This window comes from Solwaraspora sp. WMMD406, from assembly GCF_029626025.1.
In the GTDB taxonomy this organism is placed as follows: domain Bacteria; phylum Actinomycetota; class Actinomycetes; order Mycobacteriales; family Micromonosporaceae; genus Micromonospora_E.
This window is the reverse complement of the sequence record NZ_JARUBF010000001.1, coordinates 1,085,031-1,107,238: the sequence shown is the minus strand read 5'-3', so window position 1 is coordinate 1,107,238 and position 22,208 is coordinate 1,085,031. Positions and strand designations below refer to the sequence as shown.

Annotated in this window: 22 protein-coding genes; 9 read left to right on the top strand and 13 right to left on the bottom strand. The window is 67.7% G+C overall.

Annotation, left to right across the window (positions count from 1 at the left end):
* Positions 1–25 precede the first annotated feature (25 nt).
* A complete protein-coding gene (locus O7632_RS04975; protein WP_278119834.1) occupies positions 26–214 on the bottom strand; it encodes a hypothetical protein in 189 nt (62 codons plus the stop codon).
* A gap of 436 nt (positions 215–650) precedes the next feature.
* Between O7632_RS04975 and O7632_RS04970 the strand changes: the two genes are divergently transcribed.
* Positions 651–1,655: a LacI family DNA-binding transcriptional regulator gene (locus O7632_RS04970; protein ID WP_278111802.1), complete on the top strand. Its 1,005-nt coding sequence runs from the start codon at positions 651–653 to the stop codon at positions 1,653–1,655.
* A 137-nt stretch (positions 1,656–1,792) separates the two neighbouring features.
* Here O7632_RS04970 and O7632_RS04965 read toward each other — a convergent pair whose 3' ends face one another.
* A complete protein-coding gene (locus tag O7632_RS04965) occupies positions 1,793–1,996 on the bottom strand; it encodes a hypothetical protein (RefSeq protein ID WP_278111801.1) in 204 nt (67 codons plus the stop codon).
* A 165-nt stretch (positions 1,997–2,161) separates the two neighbouring features.
* Here O7632_RS04965 and O7632_RS04960 point away from each other — a divergent pair, with 165 nt between their 5' ends.
* A complete protein-coding gene (locus O7632_RS04960) occupies positions 2,162–3,832 on the top strand; it encodes a DNA repair helicase XPB (protein WP_278111800.1) in 1,671 nt (556 codons plus the stop codon).
* Between the two features lie 5 nt (positions 3,833–3,837).
* Here O7632_RS04960 and ligD (O7632_RS04955) read toward each other — a convergent pair whose 3' ends face one another.
* Positions 3,838–4,812 (bottom strand): non-homologous end-joining DNA ligase, encoded by a 975-nt coding sequence (gene ligD / locus O7632_RS04955; protein WP_278111799.1) that lies wholly within the window; start codon positions 4,810–4,812, stop codon positions 3,838–3,840.
* Positions 4,802–5,776, bottom strand: coding sequence for a non-homologous end-joining DNA ligase (gene ligD / locus O7632_RS04950; RefSeq protein ID WP_278111798.1), 975 nt, complete (start codon positions 5,774–5,776; stop codon positions 4,802–4,804). The genes ligD (O7632_RS04955) and ligD (O7632_RS04950) overlap by 11 nt, the downstream gene beginning before the upstream one ends.
* Positions 5,777–5,924: 148 nt before the next feature.
* Between ligD (O7632_RS04950) and O7632_RS04945 the strand changes: the two genes are divergently transcribed.
* The gene (locus O7632_RS04945) at positions 5,925–7,091 is read left to right on the top strand and encodes a Ku protein (protein WP_278111797.1); all 1,167 of its coding nucleotides are present in this window, start codon (positions 5,925–5,927) and stop codon (positions 7,089–7,091) included.
* Positions 7,092–7,235: 144 nt separating this feature from the next.
* Positions 7,236–8,144, top strand: a complete 909-nt coding sequence (locus O7632_RS04940) for an ATP-binding protein (protein WP_278111796.1) — start codon at positions 7,236–7,238, stop codon at positions 8,142–8,144.
* Positions 8,145–8,195: 51 nt separating this feature from the next.
* On the opposite strand, the gene O7632_RS04935 is transcribed toward O7632_RS04940, so the two are convergent.
* Positions 8,196–9,356 (bottom strand): Fic/DOC family N-terminal domain-containing protein, encoded by a 1,161-nt coding sequence (locus tag O7632_RS04935; protein ID WP_278111795.1) that lies wholly within the window; start codon positions 9,354–9,356, stop codon positions 8,196–8,198.
* A 469-nt stretch (positions 9,357–9,825) separates the two neighbouring features.
* Between O7632_RS04935 and O7632_RS04930 the strand changes: the two genes are divergently transcribed.
* Entirely contained in the window at positions 9,826–10,512 is a 687-nt protein-coding gene (locus O7632_RS04930; protein WP_278111794.1) for a lytic polysaccharide monooxygenase, read from the top strand.
* 215 nt (positions 10,513–10,727) lie between these two features.
* Here the strand turns inward: O7632_RS04930 and O7632_RS04925 are convergent, their stop codons facing one another.
* Both O7632_RS04925 and O7632_RS04920 read right to left on the bottom strand, forming a co-directional pair.
* A complete protein-coding gene (locus O7632_RS04925) occupies positions 10,728–12,635 on the bottom strand; it encodes a hypothetical protein (protein ID WP_278111793.1) in 1,908 nt (635 codons plus the stop codon).
* On the bottom strand, positions 12,632–12,976 hold the full coding sequence (locus tag O7632_RS04920; protein ID WP_278111792.1) for a DivIVA domain-containing protein: 345 nt from the start codon (positions 12,974–12,976) through the stop codon (positions 12,632–12,634). The genes O7632_RS04925 and O7632_RS04920 overlap by 4 nt, the downstream gene beginning before the upstream one ends.
* A gap of 484 nt (positions 12,977–13,460) precedes the next feature.
* Here O7632_RS04920 and O7632_RS04915 point away from each other — a divergent pair, with 484 nt between their 5' ends.
* The 3 genes from O7632_RS04915 (at position 13,461) to O7632_RS04905 (ending at position 16,438) form a co-directional block, all read left to right on the top strand.
* The gene (locus tag O7632_RS04915; protein WP_278111791.1) at positions 13,461–13,700 is read left to right on the top strand and encodes a winged helix-turn-helix domain-containing protein; all 240 of its coding nucleotides are present in this window, start codon (positions 13,461–13,463) and stop codon (positions 13,698–13,700) included.
* Positions 13,701–14,233: 533 nt separating this feature from the next.
* The gene (locus O7632_RS04910; RefSeq protein ID WP_278111790.1) at positions 14,234–14,521 is read left to right on the top strand and encodes a hypothetical protein; all 288 of its coding nucleotides are present in this window, start codon (positions 14,234–14,236) and stop codon (positions 14,519–14,521) included.
* Positions 14,522–15,301: 780 nt separating this feature from the next.
* Positions 15,302–16,438 carry a cellulose binding domain-containing protein gene (locus O7632_RS04905; RefSeq protein ID WP_278111789.1) on the top strand — a complete coding sequence of 379 codons (1,137 nt, stop codon included), beginning with the start codon at positions 15,302–15,304 and terminating at the stop codon, positions 16,436–16,438.
* Positions 16,439–16,539: 101 nt separating this feature from the next.
* Here O7632_RS04905 and O7632_RS04900 read toward each other — a convergent pair whose 3' ends face one another.
* Positions 16,540–17,628: an alkene reductase gene (locus tag O7632_RS04900; protein ID WP_278111788.1), complete on the bottom strand. Its 1,089-nt coding sequence runs from the start codon at positions 17,626–17,628 to the stop codon at positions 16,540–16,542.
* 91 nt (positions 17,629–17,719) lie between these two features.
* Positions 17,720–18,094, bottom strand: a complete 375-nt coding sequence (locus tag O7632_RS04895; protein ID WP_278111787.1) for a DoxX family protein — start codon at positions 18,092–18,094, stop codon at positions 17,720–17,722.
* A 119-nt stretch (positions 18,095–18,213) separates the two neighbouring features.
* Between O7632_RS04895 and O7632_RS04890 the strand changes: the two genes are divergently transcribed.
* The gene (locus O7632_RS04890) at positions 18,214–18,699 is read left to right on the top strand and encodes a MarR family winged helix-turn-helix transcriptional regulator (protein WP_278111786.1); all 486 of its coding nucleotides are present in this window, start codon (positions 18,214–18,216) and stop codon (positions 18,697–18,699) included.
* A 314-nt stretch (positions 18,700–19,013) separates the two neighbouring features.
* Here the strand turns inward: O7632_RS04890 and O7632_RS04885 are convergent, their stop codons facing one another.
* From O7632_RS04885 to O7632_RS04870, 4 genes are all read right to left on the bottom strand, one after another.
* A complete protein-coding gene (locus O7632_RS04885) occupies positions 19,014–19,265 on the bottom strand; it encodes a hypothetical protein (RefSeq protein WP_278111785.1) in 252 nt (83 codons plus the stop codon).
* Between the two features lie 117 nt (positions 19,266–19,382).
* Positions 19,383–19,994, bottom strand: coding sequence for an RHS repeat-associated core domain-containing protein (locus O7632_RS04880; RefSeq protein ID WP_278119832.1), 612 nt, complete (start codon positions 19,992–19,994; stop codon positions 19,383–19,385).
* A gap of 150 nt (positions 19,995–20,144) precedes the next feature.
* Positions 20,145–20,609 carry a barstar family protein gene (locus tag O7632_RS04875; RefSeq protein WP_278111784.1) on the bottom strand — a complete coding sequence of 155 codons (465 nt, stop codon included), beginning with the start codon at positions 20,607–20,609 and terminating at the stop codon, positions 20,145–20,147.
* Position 20,610: 1 nt separating this feature from the next.
* Positions 20,611–22,128 carry a polymorphic toxin-type HINT domain-containing protein gene (locus O7632_RS04870; protein ID WP_278111783.1) on the bottom strand — a complete coding sequence of 506 codons (1,518 nt, stop codon included), beginning with the start codon at positions 22,126–22,128 and terminating at the stop codon, positions 20,611–20,613.
* Between the last annotated feature and the right edge of the window lie 80 nt (positions 22,129–22,208).

The following is a 22,208-nucleotide window of genomic DNA, read 5'->3' as shown; positions in this document are numbered from 1 at the left end:
CGACATCGTCACCGCCGTGAGTGCGTCACCGTTCGGACGCGGCGCCGCGTGCCCGGTGACGGCGGGCGGCTTCGACGACCGAAATGGTCAGCAAGAGCGCCGAGGCGGTGCCGAGCGCCTCGCCGACCGAGTCGACGAAGCCCTGCCGCAGCACGAGCCACCCGAACAGGAACCAGCCGGCGAGCAGGGTCGCCGCGAACGTGTACCAGAACATCGTGGCCCGGGAGACCACCGGTGCGACCGACAAACCGGTCGGCCGGTGCGACTGACCGGTCTCGCCGCTGACCGTCATGACCGCCTCCCGTCTCGAGCGTCCGCCCTCAATCCAGACTGGCAGGTCGCGACGGCGGAGGACAGCAACTGACGCCGGGATGCTTAGCTAAACTGATTTATCAGAGCATGGTCCGCGAAGCTCGCCGGTGTCAAGGACCAGTTGGCAACAGTCCGAAAACGGCTCGTTCACGCCTCGGCCGACCGCCCACGTGGGAGCGATCGGCCGGCCACCGCCACTGAGCAGCCTGGCAGCGATCCGCCGACCGGCCACCCCTCATCCGCTGGCGCATCATGGAGGATGAGCAAGACCGGCGGAGGCAAATCCTGTGGACAAAGCACCCCCATCCAGCGGATCAACGGGACGGAACCGGGCAACGTTGGCGGACGTCGCCCGGCGCGCCGGCCTGTCCAAGACCGCAGCGTCGATGGTGCTCAACGGGCGTGAGGGAACGCGTCTCTCCGTCGAGGCGCATCAGCGGGTCTTTGCCGCCGCCGAAGAACTCGGCTACCGGCCGAATGTTGCGGCACGAAGTCTTCGTACCAGGAAAACCGCCACGATTGCCTTCGTATCCGACATTGTGGCAACTACCCGTTTTGCGGGTGGGCTGATCCGAGGCGCGCTGGACGCCGCCCGGGAGCGCGACCACGTGCTGCTGATCACCGAAACCCAAGGTGACGCCACGTTCGAGCGGTACGCCATCGAGGCGATGCTGGACCGTCAGGTCGATGGAGTGATCTACGCCGCCATGGCCACCCGACGGCTGACCGTGCCACCGACCATCCTCGGCGGCCCGGTCGTGCTACTCAACGCCACCAGCCCCGACGAGCTGCCGTGCGTACTGCCCGACGACGAGCTGGCCGGTCGGGCGGTGACCGAGGCGCTGCTGCGACACGGTCACCGGGAACGGATCGCCCTCCTCGGACGCAACCGGCTCAAGGAACGCGACCCGGAGGTCTCCCTGGCCGCCGAGGCCCGGCTCCGGGGCATCCGGCACGCGCTGGCCGCCGCCGACACGACCCTGTACGCCGAACCGTTCTGCCGGGAATGGCTGCCCGAGCACGGCTACACCGCCATGCGGAGCCTGCTCGGCGAACCCGATCGGCCCACCGCCGTGATCTGCATGAACGACCGGCTCGCCTTCGGCGCGTACCAGGCGATCGCCGACGCCGGTCACACCATCCCCGACGACATCTCGATCGTGTCGTTCGACGACGACCCGATCGCCAGTTGGCTGCGCCCCGGCCTGTTCACCGCCGCCCTGCCGCACGAACAGATGGGCCGCCACGCGGTGGAGATCCTGCTCGACGGCCAGCCGACCGAGCCGGTCATGGTGCCGATGCCGCTGCACCGCCGCAAGTCGATCGCCGCCCCGAGGAGCTGACCGACGCCGGGAAGCTGACCGACGCCGGGAAGCTGACCGACGCCGAGGACGCCACCGGCCGCTGACGGCGGCCCGCACCCCCACCACGCGACAGACGGCGCGGACAGCGCGGGGTCATGGCGGACAGCGCGGGGTCATCACGTGGTGGTCGCCGTCCGCCAGCCGGAGAGTCGCTGGCGGACGGCGGCCACCACCTGGTACGGCACGGCTGGCGTGAACCGCTCGCCCCCGTTGCTCCGCCCGCCGCCACCTGCCGTACGGGCTGCCTCTCCTGCCCGTACCGGATGGCACTGCGGATCGAACGCGTTCACTGTCGTGCCGACCAGCGTGGCGCTGTCCACCGAGACAGTCACCATGGATAACGACGCCTGGGCGGCCCGACCGGTTGCGGGAAACGAGCGATTCTCTGGATCGTTACCCGGACAGTGGCGTAGGTCACGACATCCCCTCGCACCGCTGGTGGAACGTGTCAGACTGGTAGGTCGACCTGAAGGGGGACACTGACAGTGAGCAATGGACCGCTGATCGTCCAGTCGGACAAGACTCTGCTCCTGGAGGTCGATCATCCGGACGCCACCGCCTGTCGGATGGCGATCGCGCCGTTCGCCGAGTTGGAACGCTCCCCCGAACACATCCACACCTACCGACTGACCCCGCTCGGTCTGTGGAACGCCCGGGCGGCCGGGCACGACGCCGAAGGCGTCGTCGACGCGCTGCTCAAGTTCTCCCGCTACCCGGTGCCGCACGCGCTGCTGGTCGACGTCGCCGAAACCATGGACCGGTACGGCCGGCTGCAGCTGGCCAACGATCCCGTGCACGGGTTGGTGCTGCGCGCCAGCGACCGCGCCGTACTCGTCGAGGTGACCAAGAGCAAGAAGCTGGCCGGCATGTTCGGCGCGAAGATCGACGCCGACACGGTGGCGGTGCACCCGTCGGAGCGGGGCCGGCTCAAGCAGGGCCTGCTCAAGCTGGGTTGGCCGGCCGAGGACCTGGCCGGCTACGTCGACGGTGAGGCGCACCCGATCGAGCTGGACACCGCCGGCGACGACGGCCGACCCGGCTGGACGCTGCGGTCCTACCAGCGGGAGGCGGTCGAGCAGTTCTGGGCCGGCGGCTCCGGCGTGGTGGTGCTGCCCTGCGGTGCCGGCAAGACCCTGGTCGGCGCGGCGGCGATGGCGCAGGCCAAGGCGACCACGCTGATCCTGGTGACCAACACGGTCGCCGGCCGGCAGTGGAAGCGGGAGCTGGTCGCGCGCACGTCGCTGACCGAGGACGAGATCGGCGAATACTCCGGCGAACGCAAGGAGATCCGGCCGGTCACCATCGCCACGTACCAGGTGCTGACCTCGCGGCGCGGCGGCGCCTTCACCCACCTGGACCTGTTCGGCGCCCGCGACTGGGGCCTGGTCATCTACGACGAGGTGCATCTGCTGCCGGCGCCGATCTTCCGGTTCACCGCCGATCTGCAGGCCCGCCGCCGGCTCGGGTTGACCGCCACCCTGGTCCGCGAGGACGGCCGGGAAGGGGATGTCTTCTCGCTGATCGGGCCGAAACGCTACGACGCGCCGTGGAAGGACATCGAGGCACAGGGCTGGATCGCGCCGGCCGAGTGCGTCGAGGTCCGGGTCACCCTCACCGACGCGGAGCGGATGGGGTACGCGGTGACCGAGGCGGACGAGCGCTACCGGGTGGCCGCGACGGCCCGCACCAAGTTGCCGGTGGTGAAGGCGCTGGTCGACCGGCACCGGGGCGACCAGACGCTGGTGATCGGCGCGTACATCGACCAGTTGCATCAGCTCGGCGAATATCTGGACGCGCCGATCGTGCAGGGGTCGACCACAAACAAGGAGCGGGAACGGCTGTTCGACGCGTTCCGGCAGGGCGAGATCCCGACGTTGATCATCTCGAAGGTGGGGAACTTCTCGATCGACCTGCCGGAGGCGGCGGTCGCGATCCAGGTGTCCGGCACGTTCGGCTCCCGGCAGGAGGAGGCGCAGCGGCTGGGTCGGGTGCTGCGGCCCAAGGCCGACGGCCGGCAGGCGCACTTCTACACGGTGGTGTCGCGGGACACCATCGACACCGAGTACGCCGCGCACCGGCAGCGGTTCCTCGCCGAGCAGGGGTACGCGTACACGATCGTCGACGCCGACGACGTCCTCGGTCCGGCCCTGCCCTGATCAGGTCAGCGGTCTGCGGCGGGCACCCGGGGACCGGCCGCCAGCAGGTCGGCGAGCAGGTCGCCGTACTCGTCGAGCCGGTCCAGGACCTCGGCGGCGGTGAACTGGCGGACGACGCCCGGCTCGCCGGCGGCGGCGGCCTCCACCTCGGTCCAGGTCAGTGGGGTCGAGGCGGCGGGCACCGGGCCGGCCCGCAGCGAGTACGGCGCGACCGTCGTCTTGGCCGCGTTGTTCTGACTCCAGTCGATGAAGATCCGACCGGGGCGCAGCCGTTTGGCCATCTTCGAGGTGATCGTCTTCGGCGAGCGGCGTTCCAGCTCCTCGGCGACCCGTTTGACGTACCCGGAGATCTCGTCGGCGGATTGTTCGGCCGCTACCGGGGCGCTGAGCTGCATACCTTTACGGCCGGAGGTCTTGGGGTAGCAGGCTATGCCGTCGTCGGCGAACCGGTCACGGATCATGATCGCCACGGCGCAGCATTCGTCGATGCCGGCGGGTGCGCCCGGGTCGAGGTCGACGACGAGCAGGTCCGGGTCGGCGCCGACCCGCCATTGCGGGGTGTGCAGTTCGAGGGCGGCCAGGTTGGCCAGCCAGACCAGGGTGGGCAGATCGTCGGCGACCACGAAGTCGATCTCCTCGCGGCCTCGGGACGAGCCGGGAGTGGGCAGCCGTTCGGTACGGACCCAGTCCGGTGTGCTGGCCGGGGCGTTCTTCTCGAAGAAGAACTGCCCGTCGACGCCGTTGGGGTAGCGGATCCGGGTGAGCGCCCGGCCGGCCAGGTGCGGCAGCAGGGCGGCGGAGACCCGGGTGTAGTAGTCGATCACCTCACCCTTGGTGAACCCCGCGCCCGGATAGAGCACCTTGTCCAGGTTGGATAGCTCAAGGGCACGGCCGGCCACCTCGACCTTGATCCGCCCGCCCGTACCGCCGGGACCGCCAGCCTTGCGTCCACCCGCACTCCGACCGCTGTCAGCCGGCATCGGCGTCCTCCTCGCTGACGTCGGTGGCCAGCACGTCGGGACGGATCCGCAGGAATCGCGGGAACCGGAGTCGACCGTCCGGGGTCTGCTGGCCGTACTTGACCTCGATCACCACCTCGGGTCGTACCCAGATCGCGCCTCGGGCATCCTCGCGTGGCAGCGCCGGGCCAAACGGTGACGTGTCGGTTCGCAGCGGTTCCAGCGCCGACAGCAGGGCGCGTTCGGCGGCGGCCCCGATGCCGCCGCCGACCCGGCCGGTGAATCGCAGGCCGCCGGTCGGCGCTCCGGTGGCGGGGTCGCGGCGCGGCACCCCGACCAGCAGGCCACCGATCCGGCGGGCACCGGGCCGCCAACCACCGACCACGAAATCCCTGGTCAGCTCGATTTTGACCTTGACCCAGTCGAGGCTGCGGGCGCCGGGCCGATAGATCGCGTCGTACCGTTTGGCGACCACGCCTTCCAGGCCGTGTTCGGCGGCGGCGTCGCGGGTGGCCGGGCCGTCGGCGAAACTCGGCGGTACGGCCCACGCCGGGCCGGCCAGGCCGAGGGATTCGAGGGCGTGCCGCCGGTCCCGGTACGGCCAGCCGGTCAGGTCGGCACCGCGCAGCCGCAGCAGGTCGAAGATCATGTAGGTGGCGGGGGCGGTGGCCGCCAACGCCGCGGCGCGGACCGGGTCGCGGACGTGCATCCGTTCGGCGAGCGCGGTGAACGACGGCCGGCCGGCTGCGTCGAGCAGCACCATCTCCCCGTCGAGCAGCGCGTCGTCCAGGGTCCGGGGCAGCCCGACCAGCTCCGGGTAGGCGAGGGTGATCTCGGATCCGGAGCGGGCGTAGAGCCGCTGACCGCCACCGGAGATATCGGCCAAAGCACGCACGCCGTCCCATTTGAACTCGTACCGCCAGCCGGGGCCTGTGGGCAGCTCCCCGGTCGTCGCGAGCATCGGCCGCAGCGGTCCACCCGGCACACCGCCCACTCTAAAACCCGCAACGAACCGGTCGCGCTCAGTTCCATCGGATGCGATCCTGGATCAACACCGGCTGATCTGGTGATCTTGGCCTTGGGGAAGGGCGGGGCAGGTCAGCGGCCGACGGTGGCGGTGAAGGGGATCAGCCATGCGCGCGATCTGGAAAGGCGCGGTGTCGTTCGGCCTCGTCTCGATCGGGGTACGCCTGTACTCCGCGACCGAGGAGAAGGACATCCGGTTCCACCAGGTGCACCGCGAAGACGGCGGACGGATCCGCTACAAGCGGGTCTGCTCGGTCGACGGCGAAGAGGTCAGCTACGACGACATCGCCAAGGGCTACGACCTCGGCGGCGGCGAGATGGTGATCCTGACCGACGAGGACTTCGCGGACCTGCCGCTGAGCACCTCCCGCGCGATCGACGTGCTGCAGTTCGTGCCGGCCGACCAGGTCGACCCGATGCTCTACAACAAGGCCTACTACCTGGAGCCGGAAGGCACGGCCACCAAGCCGTACGTGTTGCTGCGCGACGCCCTGGCCGACTCGGACCGGGTGGCGATCGTCAAGGTCGCCATCCGGCAACGCGAGCAGCTGGCCACCCTGCGGGTACGCGACAACGTGCTGGTCCTCAACACGATGCTCTGGCCGGACGAGATCCGGCAGGCGTCGTTCGGCTTCCTGGACGACGACATCCAGGTCCGCCCGCCCGAGTTGGCGATGGCCGCCTCGCTGATCGACTCGATGGCCGGCGAGTTCGCCCCGGACGAGTACACCGACGACTACCGGACCGCGTTGCAGGAGGTCATCGACGCCAAGGTCGAAGGCCGGGAAATCGTCGCCCCGGAGGAGGAAGAGGAAGCCCCGGCCGCCGCCGTCGACCTGATGGCCGCGCTGCGCGCCTCGGTCGAACGGGCCCGGGTGGCGCGTGGCGAGTCGGCCGACGGCGACGGCGACCACCGGGCAGCCGACGCCGACCGGGAGCCGGCCGAGCCGACCCCGATCACCTCGGCCAAGTCAGCGAAGTCCGCCAAGGCCGCCGCCCCGGCTCCAACCGAGAAGAAGGCTGCCCCGGCCAAGAAGACCGGGCAGCCGGCGCAGAAGAAGACCACCGCGAAGAAGGCCGCGCCGGCGAAGCAAGACGCGCCGGCCAAGAAGACCGCGTCCGACGACGGCAAGCAACCGGCGGCCAAGAAGACCGGGCAGGCGCGGAAGTCGACCGACGCGCAGAAGAAGACCACCGCCCGCAAGACCGCCGCGAAGAAGACCACCGCCCGCAAGACCGCCGCGAAGAAGACCACCGAACGCAAGACCGCCTGACCCCGGCCGTACGCCCGACCCACCGGCGAACCTGACGCCGTACGCTACCCACCTCGGCCACGAAGTCAGCGGTAGCGTGGTCACGTGCTGATCAGGTTCGAAGCCAGCAACCACCGCTCGATCGCCGAGGGCGTCGAGCTGTCGATGGTGGCGGTGGACCACGATCGGGAAGCAGCTCGGCCTGCCCCTAATCTCGGCGAGGAGCTGTTGACGCTGGCGGCGGTCTACGGGCCGAACGCCGCCGGCAAGTCCAACGTGGTCGGCGCACTCGCCTGGCTGCGCGATGCCGTCGCCGACTCAGTGCGCCTCTGGGAAGACGACATCCCGGTGGAGCCGTTCGCTTTCGCTACAGGATCGTCCGGGTCCAGCGAATTCGTCATTGAAACCACGGTCGACGACGTCCGTTTCGAATACATCGTCGAGCTCGACCGGCGCAGCGTGTTGTACGAAGGCCTCTTCCACTACCCGCAGAAGAAGCGCCGCCGCATCTTCGAGCGAGAAGGATCCGAGCTGAAGCTGCAGCGTGGACTGGGTGGGCTGTCTGGCATCCGCAAGCTGCTGACGGCACGGACCTTGGCCCTGTCTGTCGCACGTCGTTTCGACGAGCCACTGGTGACAACTTTCGTCAGCGACATCCTGCGCATCCAGATGCTTGGCTCGGAGATCAAGGTCTGGTCCGCTCTGATCGGGCCGGTGCTGACCGCCCTGCAAAGCGGTTCGATCGTCGTCCTCGACCAGGTGAGCGCCAGGCTGCACCCGACACTGTCAGCCGAGCTGCTGCGAGTCTTTCGTAGTCGGACAATCAACCCGTACGGCGCTCAATTGATCTTCACCTCACATGACACCAGCCTCCTCAACCACCTCAATCGCGACGAGGTCTGGCTGACCGAGAAACGGCCGGACGGATCGACCAGACTCAGCGCGCTCGCCGAGTTCGCCGGCGAACGTGTCCGCACGTCCCAGAACCTGGAGAGCGCCTACCTACATGGTCGGTTCGGCGCACTGCCCCAGGTGGATCGGACCGAGTTCCGGCGGGCGCTCGAACGTCGGTAGCGGCGGGACGCCGCCGGCTCTATCCCGAGGTGCGCGGGCCGCTGGCGGCGGTCAGGTGGCGAGGATGCGGAGGACGTCGCGGGCGGCGAACAGCCGGGCGTACCGGCGACCGGTCCACTCCTGCAGGATGTCCAACACGGCGAGGCGTCGGATGGCGGCGTTGACCGCCTGGTACGACAGGCCGTACATCCGGGCGGCGGCGGTCGGCGTGATCATCGGGTAGCCGATCAGGTTCTCGACGATCTGGACGGCGACGCCGCGTACGTTGGCGTCGTCGAGCCGCCGCAGCGCCGAGTCTCGCCAGTGGAGCAGCGCGTCGATGCGCTCGTTGGCCGCGACGGCCTGCGCGCGTACCGCCTCGGCGAAGAAGCGGATCCAGGGATCGAAGTCGCCGGTCATGCTGACCCGGAGCAGATGATCCTGGTATTCCCGTCGGCGTGCTTCCAGCCACGGCGAGAGGTTCAGGACCGGTACGCGCAGTTCACCTTGCCTGGCGAGTTGAAGGACACAGACCAGTCGACCGAGCCGCCCGTTGCCGTCGTTGAACGGATGGAGCGTCTCGAACTGGTAGTGGCCGAGTGCCATCTTGACGACGAGTGGAAAGTCGCCGGTGGTGTTGATCCAAGACTGCCAGGCTTCGAAGCCTGCGGTGAGTTGATCGCCGGGCGGCGGCGGCACGAAGCGGGCGTCCTGCACCCGACCGCCGCGCAGACCGATAAAGACCTGGATGGTGCGTACGTCTCCGGCATCGGCCGTCTCACCTGGGGTCCCTGTGACGAGCACCTTCTGCAGGTGGCGGAGCATACCGATGGTGATCGGCCGGTCCTTGATCCACTCGTACGCCAGCTCGGCCGCCCGGACGTAGTTGGTCACCTCCGCGACCGCCGGTGAGATCTCCCGCGTGTCGACCAGGTCGGCTTCGAGGACTTCGTCGAGGGTGGCGTAGGTGCCTTCGATCGCCGACGTGCTGACCGCCTCGCGGCGAATCGCCGGTCGAGCCAGGAGCATCGGGTTGGGCAGCCCGATCGCAGCTTGATCGAGCCGGGCGACGGCCGCGGTCGCCGCGGTCACGTCCCACACGGTCTCCTGGGTCAACTCCAGTCGGGTCGGCAGGGGATCCGGCAGGAACGCGACGTGTTGGTACGGCTCGCCATACCGCGTGTCGTGGCCGCTGATCGGGACCAACCGCCCGACCGGCGACGATGCGAACACCGCAGGGTCCACCGTTTTCATGCCGATCGCTCGATACTTCAAAAGTTCCGGGTCGATCGCAAGCCTAGCCCACCTCAGGTCGCCGACAGTTGAAGTTCGCGGGCGAAGACTTCAAATTGGCTACCCAGATTTCAACCACGGAGAGTGACGGCAGGCTCGGCCAGCAACGCGGGGCGAGCAGCGCGCCAGGCCCTTGTGGGCGTGGGTCGACCCCGGCCCGCACTGTTGGGTGCCCAACGCGGTAGCGGTCGCACCTGCCGCAGGTACGGCATCGTGAACGTGATCACTGAGTGGCGCATTCGCACGACGTCTACCTACGACTGATCATGAGAAGCGCTCAAACCTGACTCATTGATCAACTCACCGCACGCGATATCAATTGACGACTGTTGATGGATTGACGGATATGTGCGATGCTCGAATGGGAGCGCTCCCGTACCGATCTTGTGCCGAAGAACGGAGACGCACAGTGCCATCACCCACGCTCGATCAGACTGGCCGGCGATCCCGGCCAGCGGCCCGTCGGCAATCCCTGCGGGCACTCGTCCTGCTGTTCGCCCTGGTCGCCGGCATGCTGCCGTTCACCGGCGCGGCCCAGGCCCACGGGACGATCATCAACCCGGCCAGCCGCGCCTACCAGTGCTGGCAGGCCTGGGGTCACCAGCACATGAACCCGGCCATGCAGCAGCAGGACCCCATGTGCTACCAGGCCTTCCAGGCCAACCCGGACACCATGTGGAACTGGATGAGCGCCCTTCGGGACGGTCTCGGTGGACAGTTCCAGGCCCGTACGCCCGACGGACAGCTCTGCAGCAACGGGCTATCCCGCAACAACAGCCTGAACCGGCCGGGCGCGTGGAAGACGACCAACGTCAACCGCAACTTCACCGTCCACCTGTACGACCAGGCCAGCCACGGTGCGGACTACTTCCGGGTCTATGTGAGCAAGAACGGGTTCAACCCTGCTACCCAGACCCTTGGATGGGGAAACCTCGATCTTGTCGCGACGACCGGGCGGTACGCACCGTCGCAGAACATCAGTTTCAACGTCTCGACCTCCGGCAACTACCGGGGACACCACGTCCTTTTCGTCATCTGGCAGGCCTCGCACCTCGACCAGGCGTACATGTGGTGCAGTGACGTGAACTTCGTCTGATCGACGTTCGATCGACGCCTGATGGAAGTCTGATCAGTCAGCACGGACACACCCGTACCACTCCGGCCCAGGGCGATGCGTCCTGGGCCGGAGACGTCCATCCGGTCCGGGCACTCAGACATCGTGATCTAGAAGGATTCTGGTCGGTATACCGGCCAGATCCTTCTAGATCCACCGCCGTTCGCCGCCAGCCTGCGTCCCAGTCGGGGACATGGTCAGCGGCGGACGGGGTCGACCCAGAGTTGGCAGCCGGCGTGGTCGAGGTGGGCGGCGACCACCTCCCCCGGGTACGTGGCGGCCAGCTCGCCGAGCCGGCCGACCAGGTCGGGCAGCTCGGGCGGCACCGGCTGCTGCGGCACCGGCACCGGGTGGTGCGCCTCGACCGGCAACGCGTCGGTCACCGCCAACTCCAGGTAGCGCAGGCAGGCGGCGATCGCGTGCGGCACGCCACGGTGCACCGGCGGCACCGCGCCGATCTCCCAGCAGACATCGTCGGTCATCGTCGGATCGTCGGCATGGTGCCGCAGGTCCCGCGCGGTGACCCGGACCGCCAGCCCGAGCCCGAGCACCAGCTTGGCGAAGGCGTCAAAGTCGGGCACGTCGGACCAGTCGGTGGCGTGCACCAACAGTCGGGCACCGGGCCGACCGGCGGCGGCTGCTGTCACGTACCGCCGAATCGGGTCCGTGGCCGTAGCCGGGACGGACGCTGGGACGGACGCCGGGACGGACGCCGACTCGCCGCCGGCGACGATCGGCACGACGCCGTCGCGCAGATACCGCGACACCACCTGTTCCTCGGTGAGGTCGAGCAGGTCCACCGGCCGTACGCCGAATCCGCCGGCCAGTGCGGCGAGCCGGAACCGCTCGGGTAGCCGTACCGCCGTCTTGTCGATCGTGACGGCGGTGTCGTCGTCATCGCTGTCGTCGGTCGGTCGCCAGTCGGCGTGGACGACCCGGCCGCGCAGGTCGGTGACGGTGACGACCGCCCCCCGGTAGAGCCGGCCGTGGCCGCCGCAGCGCCGGCAGGTGAGCACCGGATGCCGCCAGCCGGTGGCCGAGCAGTCGTGGCAGGGCACACCCGGGATCGGTTCGCCGATCCAGGGTGGCATCGGCGGCTGCCAGGTTCGGCACAACGTCGGCGCACGCTTCAGGCTGGCCGCCCACGGGTCGGGGATGCGCCGCAGCGTGGTGTGCCGCCAGCGACCGTCGCGCCAAATCGCCTGCGCGCCGGCCGGCGCCGCCTCATCGTCGCCGCTGTCGCCCCGACCCGAGTCGGTCGCTGTCGGCCCGTCGCCGCAGTCTGCCAGGATGCGCCGTTCGAGCTGGTCGACATCAATGTCGTCGGGCGGCAGCGGGGAGCGGCGGTCGGGCTGCAGGTAGTGCGCCGGGGCGGTCAGCGACCGGTCGGCCAGGCCGCCGAGCGCATCCATGATGGAGGTACGGTCGACGGCGGTGGGCAGGTCGTCGGCGTACCCGCGTTGGCGGTGCGGCACCCCGGCACCCGGCGTCTCGAAGCGGATGTCCCAGTTGAGGATCGGCGCGTCGGCGTGCCAGCGGGCTTCCACCACCAGGTCGAGACAGAGCTGGTCGGCGGTGACGCGCAGCCGGCGCAACAGTTCGTCGTGGCTGGTCGGGGCGGGTGCCTCGGTCCGGCCGAGGAACACCCGCCAAGCATGGAACCAGGTGGCGGCGGACGCCTGCGCTTCCCCGGCGGCCCGCTCCGGTTGCGGCAGGTCCGGGTGCCAGTCGGGCGGCAGCGACAACGCCAGGGCGCGGTCGGAGCCGGAGCCGGAGTCGGAGCCGGAGTCGGAGCCGGGTCGACGGTCGGCGAGTTCGAGGCCGCGCAGCGTCGCCGGGGCGACCCCGGCCTGGGTGGCGAGGTCGGCGACGAGCGGCGCGAGCGGGATCCGCCAGCCGCCGCCAGGGGCCGGCTCGGGTCCGATCATGCCGGGCGTGACGTCGGCCGAGGCGACGACGCCGGTGTCCAGGTTGGCGACGGTCAACACCACCTGGGTACGCAGCTGTCCGGCCTGGCCACACTTGGGGCAGGTGTCAAGCTCGGCGGTACGGTCGTTCTCGACGAACCGCCGGCCGGCGCAGGTGGTGCAGTCGACGACGGTCATGAGGCGTACGGCTGCACGGTGTGCCGGGTCTGCCAGTCGCGCAGCGCATGCTTGATCCGCATGTTCTCGTCGCGGGTACGTTGCACCTCGTCGCGCAGGTCGGCGACGTCTTCGGCGACCCGGTGCAGGAAGGCGTACACCTCGGTCGGATCCAGCCCACGCCGTACCTGGTTGAACTGCCGGTCCCGGACCTGGCCGGCGGTGATCCGGGGCCGCAGCGGCGGCCGGCGGAACGCGCCGACGTTGCGGATCCGGCGCGCCTCGGTGCTCACGTGCGGTGGACTGATCCGGGCGAGTCGCCGGCTGGGTCGGTTGAAGATCCGGTGGAGAAGGTTGCGCATCGTGGGGGTTCACCTCTTCCAAGTTCGGGGGTACGCCGAGCGGGGTCTGCTGGATGGGGCGTTGCTGGATGGGGCGGCCCGCCCGCCCGGGAAGGACTGCTGAGCGGGAGCTCACTCGTCGCGGACGGGCCGCCCCTGCCCCGCAACCGCAGCCTCATTCGGCGAGTACGGCCACGGAGCCGCCCTGGTGGGGTGGTCGGTGCTCCTGGTTTCGCAGCTTGTCGCGGGTTTTGCTGGTCGTCTGCGGGGTTCTCGTCAGGTGCTGCCTGGACAAAGGTCGATTTCGAGGTCGGGGCGGGAAGCCGCAGGTCAAGCCCGCCCCGACCAGGGCACGAGCGCTCCATCGTTGCCACGCGAGGAAGCGATCGTGCTTCGAACTTAGGTACAGAAGGTGCGGTTGTCAACTTTCGCGTGATCGTTGCCTACATCTTGCTTCACACATAGGAGGCGTGATCAAATCGCAGGTGCCACGCGAGGGAGCGCTATGCCGGTTTTGCCCGACTATTTCAAGATTTCGAATAAGATCCAAGAGGACGTGAAGCGCGGCAAGCTCAAGCCGGGCGACAAGCTTCCGTCGATTGCGGAGTTGTGCAAGCAGCACGACGTCAGCCCGTCGACGATCCGCCTCGTCTTCGTACGACTCGAAGCACTTGAGGTGATCGACCGCCACCAGGGCAAAGGCGTCTACGTCACCGATCCGGCGACGTGGATGCGCAAGCCGTAGGGCTCGGCGGGGTTTCATGATCCACTGCGGCTGATCGACTCGACGCGCCGAGCGGGTGTCAGCTCAGGCGCATCCGTTCATGGCGCTCTGGCCACCGCGTACCGCGCGTTGTCACTGCTCCACGAGCGCGATTTGATCATCGGCCAGCCAGGCCGGGGCACCTACGTCGCCGACCGATCGTCCGACTGACCACCACCACACACCTCACCTGACGGCGATCGCCGGCTGGGACCTTGCCACGCTCACCGAGGTGAGGCTCATCTACGTCTCAAGCGACTCGTAGCGTGGATGAGCCTCACCTCGGCGCGGACGATCATGGAAATAGCGCTGGCGTCCTTCTCGGATCAGGCGTCGACCCGAAGATGCTCGCGGATACCAACACGCAGTGATCCGTGTCAATCACGGCGAGTTGGCGCGCGATCGACGGGTTGGAGGGGTTACGCGGATGCCGGAAACCTCGTTGGAACCCGCCCTAGGCTGATCGAAGATCACCTATTTTGAAGGAGAAGTGCTCCCCACCACGGACGAAATCCATGCGTACCGTCCGTACTGCCCTCGCGATCGCCTGCGCCAGCGGGGCACTGCTGGCCGCCTTCGCCGCCCCGACCCAGGCCGCGCCGAGCACCGCGCAGTCCGCCGCTCAGACGACGGCGTACAACACCCCCAACAACTACCACTTCGGCACCTACTACACCCTAGACGCCTGCCGGTACTTCGGCGAGAGCCTCACCGCCGCCGGCACCTGGCGTTACTACAGCTGCCGCTACGAGTGGGACATCGAAGACCAGCAGGGCTACTACCACCTGTGGATGTTCAACTGACGCACGCCTGAACGGGCGGATCGGCCGCCGGTGATCAGCAACCACCACGGCGGCCGGTCCGCTTGTCCGCACCTCCACTGTGGCCGGGGCAGGTAGCAGCGCTGTTGATCGCAACCGGTAGCCTTCACCTCACCAGAAGGCAGCACCACCCGCTCACGCAGCTGGTGAACACGAGCTGCCCCGTGACGCGGATCGCGCAGCCCGTCACGCCCAGTCTAGCCCCATGATCCACTGCGCCGGATCGACTCGACACGCCGAGCGCCCGTCAGATAGCGCGCATCCGATCATTCTCCCAAGCCCTCCAGAGTATCGCCGACTTGGGCAGGATAAGGACTACATCCAAATGGACGTCACGAACGCGTCTCAATGCGCCCTTGGGCGACGTGGCTTCTGACCTACCTCCTTCGCAGCTCCACCGTAGGCGGAGGGGCGCCGATCGCCCTTTCGCGCGTTTTCGCAGTTCAGGGGCTCGCAGGGCGCGACACGGCTTTTCATGATCACCTCACCAGGCCCAACACAGCCGTCGCCACCGCGACCGGCGGCCACAGCATGACACGCGCGCCATAGATCACCACGGCGACCACGGCTCGACACGACGTACGGCATGTCCGGCCAGCATGCGGGTCGGGTTGCCGGCATGTCCGAGACCGGGTCGCCGACCGGCGACTCCTCGTCAGCGACCCACTACACATTGGTTTACATAAATGTAATGATGTGGGAACAGGGGACGTAGTGTGCGCGGGCCGGCGGGCACCACGGGATCGAAGGAGAACATCACCAATGTCGCTTCTGTCAATCCGATCGGCACACCGTACCGATGATCGTCGCAGACCGGCCCACCACCACCGCTGGTGGCGGACGGCGGCCAGCGCGGCAGCCGCCCTGGCCCTGGCCGCCAGCGCCGCCGCCACCGTGACCGGCGCACCCGCCCAGGCCAATCCGACCACCGGCGTCGCCAGCCAGGACAACTGCCTGACCATCGAGTTCCAGCCCACCACCTGGAACACCGGACCCGACAGCGGCGGCGTCGCCAACAACATCGTCCTGACCAACACCTGCGACACGGCGGTCACCGGCTGGACCCTGGCCCTCACCCTGCCGGCCGGCCACACCTTCCAGCAAGGTTGGAACGCCACCTGGACGCTCGACGGCAACACCGCCACCGCCACGCCGGGCACCTGGAACAAGACCATCGGTGCCGGGCGCTCGATTTCTATCGGGTACGTCGCCACCTGGACCGGCAGCTACCAGGAGCCGGACTGCACGATCAACGGTCAACCGTGCGACGGGACGGACCCCGGCCCAGGTCCAGCCCCCGAGGTGACGCTGACCAGCCCACTCGACGGCAGCTATGTCCCGGCGGTCTGCGCGATCCAGATGACCGCCGAGGCCAGCACCACCACCGGGACGATCGCCCGCGTCGAGTTCTACATCAACAACCACCTGGTCGGCAGCGACACCACCGCCCCGTACGGCATCAGTGTCCCGCAGGACCACCCGGCGCTGCGCGACGGCAACACCACCATCCCGCGCCACACCGCCTTCGCCCGGGTCGTCACCGTCTCCCCGGCCGCCACCGCCGACTCGGCCCCGGTCGGGTTCACCCCCGCCCCGATGCCACCCGCCCTGATGGTGGTCGCCTGCCCGTCGCGGGTCAACGTGCCCGAAGGCGGTACGGCCACCGTGACGTTCGTCGTGACGGCCTGCGCCGCCACCCCGGCGCTGCACCTGACCGTCACCGGTGAGCCCGGCGTCACCGTCACGCCGACCGTCACCCGCCCCGGCAGCCGGGAACACCCGATCACCATCACCGCCGCACCCGGCAGCGCCGGAGCCGTCGCCCAGGTCACCGCACGACCAGACAACAGCTCGTGTATGCCGGCGACCGCCCAAGTCACCGTCGTCCCGGCGGCCTGACCTGGCGATGCCTGCCCATGATGCTGGCCCGGCCGGGTCGTGACGACCGGGCCGGGCCAGCATCGGGGAGGGCGCGAGGCTCAGGCTCGAAGGCGCTGGGCTCAGCCTCGCTGCGCGGTGTCGTCCAGGGTCGGGTAGTCGGTGTAGCCGCGTGCGCCGCCGCCGTAGATCGTCGACGGGTCCACCGTGTTCAGTGGTGCCGACTCGCGCCAACGGCGTACCAGATCGGGGTTGGCGATGAACGGCCGACCGACCGCGACCGCCGTCGCCTGACCGCCGCGTACCAGGGTTTGCGCGGTTTCCCGGTCGGTGACCTGCGCGGACCCGGTGTTGACGATGACCGGCCCGCCGAACCGGGCCGACAAGTCGGCCAGCAACGGGGCCGCCGGGTCGATCAAAATGTGCAGGTACGCCAGGCCGAGCGGGGCGATCGCGTCGACCAGCGTACGATAGGTCGCGGCGGTCTCGGCCGGGTCGTCCTCGACCAGCCCGTTCGCGCCGTTCGCCGGGGAGATCCGCAGACCGACCCGCTCCGGGCCGATCTCCTGCGCGACCGCGGCGACCGCCTCGGCGACGAACCGGGCGCGCGCGGCCGGCGAACCGCCGTAGCCGTCGGTGCGCTGGTTGGTCGGCGGGGCCAGGAACTGGTGCAGCAGGTAGCCGTTGGCGCCGTGCAGCTCGACCCCGTCGAGGCCGGCGTCGACCGCCCCCTGCGCCGCCCGCCGGAACTCGTCGATCACCGCCGGCAGCTCGTCGGTGGTCAACGCACGCGGGACCGGGTACGGCTGCTGACCGCTGGCGGTACCCATCGTGCCCTCGGCAGCGACGGCGCTCGGCGCGACCGTCTCCAGCCCGTTCTTGTTGTCCGGGTGTGCGATCCGCCCGGCGTGCATCAGCTGGGCGACGATCCGCCCGCCCGCCTCGTGGACGGCGTCGGCGACCTGCCGCCAGCCGGCGACCTGCTCCGGCGTGTGCAGGCCGGGCGTGTTGGGGTAGCCCTGCCCGACTGCGCTGGGCTGCACCCCTTCGCTGATGATCAGGCCGGCGCTGGCCCGCTGTCGGTAGTAGGTGGCGGCGTGCTCACTCGGCACCCCGCCCACCTGCGCCCGGGTACGGGTCATCGGCGCCATGACGATCCGGTTGGGCAGGTTCCACTTGCCGATGGTCACGGGCTCGAACAGCTCAGGCATCTCGGGTCTCTTCCGGTCGTGACCCCGGTCGGGGTCGAACTTTTGGTACGGGTGGTCAGCGGGCGTACGGGTGGGCGGGCGTACGGCCAAATCAGAAGGCGTACGGGCCGAACCGGCCCCAGGCGACGACGGCGGCCATCGCCAGCAGCACGATGTTGGGCACGATGCCCGGGTATTCCTTGCGCCGGGCGTGCACGATCGCGGCGCCGATCATCATGACGACCAGGCCGAGGGCGGCCAGCGGCACGAAGATCGGGGCGATGCCGGTGACGGCCGGCAGGATCAGGCCGATCGCGGCGAGGATCTCCAGCGCGCCGATGGTCCGTACCAGGCCCATGGGGAAGTCGGCGGCGAAGCCCATCCCCCGCTCGACGAGCTTCTCCCTCGGCTGGCTGACCTTCATCAGCCCCGCACCGAGGAACGCTGCGGCGAGCACGCCGGCGAGCACCCACAGAACGACGTTCATATCTGTCTCCAGCCCAGGTTTCTCTTTAAGGTTGAAGCGAAGGCTAGCCCTGTATTACTTCAAGCGTCAAGTGACGCAGCTCTCGTGATCACTTGACGCTTGAAGCTAGACTTGCTCACATGGCCACCCCCGCCGAGGAGCCGCGCTGGCTCGACGAGGACGAACTGGAGACCTGGTTCGCCCTCGTCAGCGTGCTGACCAGGCTGCCGGCGGCGCTCGACCGGCAGTTGCAGCGCGACGCCGGGATCAGCCACTTCGAATACCAGGTGATGGCCGCGCTGTCCGAGACCCCCGAGCGGACCATGCGGATGAGCCGGCTCGCCCTGATCGCCGACGGCTCGCTGTCGCGTCTGTCACAGGTGGTCACCCGGCTGGAAAAACGCGGCTGGGTCCGCCGGGCACCCGACCCGACCGACGGGCGCTACACCCTCGCCACTCTCACCGACACCGGGTGGGACAAGCTGGTCGAGACGGCGCCCGGACACGTCGAAGAGGTACGCCGGCTCGTCTTCGACCCGATGACCAAGGCCCAGTGCCGCCAGCTGCGCGACATCGGCCGACGCATCACCACCACCATCGACCCCGACGACTCCTGCCTCCGCTGAGCGCGGCCCGCGCCGCCTGACGGTGACACGGGCCGCGCGCAGCGAACGGTCACCCGATCGGCCCACCCGCCATTCCAGCCATCTCGGCAATCATCGTCGCGTCGGCAGCTCCGGCGCCACCTGTACCTCGTCAACGACGCCGGTGAGGTTCTGGCCGAAGCTTCCGTTGTGCAGCGCCCGGCCGACCTGCAGGCCGCCGTCCGGGCGCCAGCCAGCCGTGTACGGGCAGTACCGGTGGACGAGAGCTGACCATCGACGTAGAGCCGTACCTCCTAGCGTACCGAGTCGTAGACCACCGCCAGGCGCCTTTCAAGTTATTCGCTATTTTCGTCTAGCCCACGTTCGGCAAGTAGCCGCATTCGCGCAGCCTCAATTCGCTTCCTGTAATCCGGAGCAAATACTGCAACCAATGCCTTATCAAGCACGCCAGCAATCCTGCGCAGCGGCACCCAAACCGCCTCGTCATTCAATGCATCATCCTGTTCCTCAAGGCGATAGATCCAGTCAGACAGCACGAGAGCCTCGTCTGGGGTAAGCCTAATCTCAACGCTAGACTCTTCGCTCACATCGACACCCTCTCAACATCTACAACACACCGTCTCTTATCAAATATTCATACTGATCCCTGTCGGCGATGGGGTCAGATTTCCAGCCTCCGATATACTTTCCACCATCCGGGCCATCTATGGCGAACGAAGCATGCACACCCGTGCGGGGGTTAACCTAATGATTCGCCTTTTGACCCCTAAAAGTTCCACGAATCGTGATTGCCTCGGCCCTTTGACGAAGTCCTGAATAGCAACGACAAATCGGGCTGAATTTTCCTTGTTAAACTGAGGTTGTGGACCCACTGGGTTTGGGTCCACTGACGGACGGCGGTGATCTGGACCCACGTACCGGCGGAGGTCTGCAGCCACTGCCCGGCCGCGAGCTCGGCGGCGTCGCGCCACCGACCACCGACCACTCGACGGATCCTGCACCAACTTCTCACCACGCGACTTCCAGTACGCGTCCTCCTCCGCACCACCACCCGTCGCCAGCGGCTTCAACCCATCCGGATCCGTAAACGACACCGGCGAATTGTTCGCATACGCGTACCCGTGCATCTGCTGCGGATCACCCACATCGATGATCGGATCCACCGAGATGAACCGACCCGTCTGCGGGTAATACTCCCGCGCACCCAGATGCGTCAACCCCGTCGACGCGTCCCGCGTGCCCCCGACGAAGCCCTTCTCACCCAGCCACTGCCCGACCCCAGGCTGGCTACCCCGCTCAGTCCCGAACGGCGCCATCCGTCGATGGGTGATCTGCCCCGACGACCCGTCCACCGCGGCCTGCCCGGACCCGTGATGATCCGCCGCCTGCACCTGCACACCAGCGACCGTCCGCACCACCGTCAACTGACCACACGTCGACCACCGATCATCTCGATCTTATCGCGATTATCGACTTCTAAGATTTGCCTTCTCTCGCCAAAATTCTAGACTAGAAACGCAATCAAAAAGCACGACATTGAAAGCTACTGGGACAGTTCGCCCACTCATGCTCGGACTCGCCCAGTGAGCACCGGAGCGCACGAAGGCACTCGCGAGAAGAGTTAGACTAGCAGTATCGCCTCCAAGAAGCGAGTCGGATCTTTCGATAACCACTAAGTAGCGATCTGCTTCATACCACGATAAGTCGCGTAAACAATCGATTAGGGCGTCAAAATTCCAGCCAAAGTATGCGGGAAAACGAAATCCCTCGGAGACGGCTTCCAACAACCGATATTCGTCACTAGTCGCTGCTCCATCAATACGTACAACCGCAGTCAATCCAGTCGGAGGAAAAGTCACCGACACGCCATCAGCAATTTTTGGGCCGACTGGATGTATCCATGGAGGATCTTGTGTCCAGACCTGCTTCATACTATCTCCCTGCTCTCACAACGATGTACGTTTGGTAGTGGGTCGGCGAATAGTACATCGACCCGTCCGACCCCCTCACTATCCGCTCACCACCCGGTCGTGGATTGGCTGCCGACTGAACGGTTCCATGTTCTTGGTATTCGATTTTTCTTCCGCTCCCGTCTGTCGAAGGAAGGCGGAATGCGCCGTTTCGTCCCGAATTCTCAAATGGTTCCCAACCATCTGGACCGGCGAACTGCGGTCCAGCACCCTGCGCTTCAAGTCCGTACTCATCAAGATCCCGAATTACAGCCTGAGTCTCGGAGGGCACAGTGTCAGGTATCCAACCACCGATCCTGCCAACGTCACCAAGGACCCTACAGTTGTGGACGAGGACTGGCTGACCGCTGGCTACGACGTAGTAGGTGTGGATGTCGTCGATGGTGAGGTTGTGGACCCGTTGGGTCTGGGTCCACTGGCGGACAGCGGTGATCTGGACCCACGTACCGGCGGAGGTTTGCAACCACTGACCGGCCTCAAGCTCGGCGGCGTCGCGCCACTCGCCTGACTCCGGCACCCAGAACGGGTGTCCGTCGGTCGCGACCACAACGCCCTCGGCGTCACCACGGTCGCGGTCGGTGTCGACCGTGATCTCGACAAGGCCTTTGGTACCGTCACCGGTGATAGTAGCGACGACCATCTTGACAGCGGTCTCACCCGTTTCCGGATCGGTCGCGAGCACCAGGTCACCGACGTCAAGCTGCTCGATCGGCTTCGTCGAACCGTCAGCGAGCAGTACCAGCGTGCCTGGCACGAAGCTGTTCGGCACCGGACAACTACCCAGATCGTCGAGCTTCCTGCGGCTGCTGAAGAAGGTGCCGACAGCGTCCTTGAGCTTGCCGCCGAGGTTCCACAACCGGTCTCCGAGCTCCTTCAGCTTCCACGGCTTCAACCCGTAGCGGGCAATCAGCTTGCCGGCAGCGCCACCCACCGCCGTCAGCACCACGTTCAACGCCGTCGCCGCGCAAGCGCCCATGTCGCCGTTGATGAAGCAGTCCACCGCGTCGGTGATCCCCAGCTCGTCCATCAGGATCTGGCCGAGCTCCTTCGCCACCGCCACAACGATCTGCTTCGCCCGCTCCACATCCCGACGCGCCTGCGTCACCTCCGGCGGCTCCGCCAACCGAGGCTTCCTCGGCGGATCCGGCACCACCGACCACCGGCCACTCGACGGATCCTGCACCAACTTCTCACCACGCGACTTCCAGTACGCGTCCTCCTCCGCGCCACCACCCGTCGCCAGCGGCTTCAACCCATCCGGATCCGTAAACGACACCGGCGAATTGTTCGCATACGCATACCCGTGCATCTGCTGTGGATCACCCACGTCGATGATCGGATCCACCGAGATGAACCGACCCGTCCGCGGGTCGTACTCCCGCGCACCCAAATGCGTCAACCCCGTCGACGCGTCCCGCGTACCCCCGACGAAACCCTTCTCACCCAACCACTGAGCTTGTCCGAGCAAGCTTCTGATCACGGGCTCCCGACAGCGTCCTTCAACTGGCCGATCACGCGTGGCGAAGGATAGCTGACCTTTAGGCTATAACCCCCTAGCAA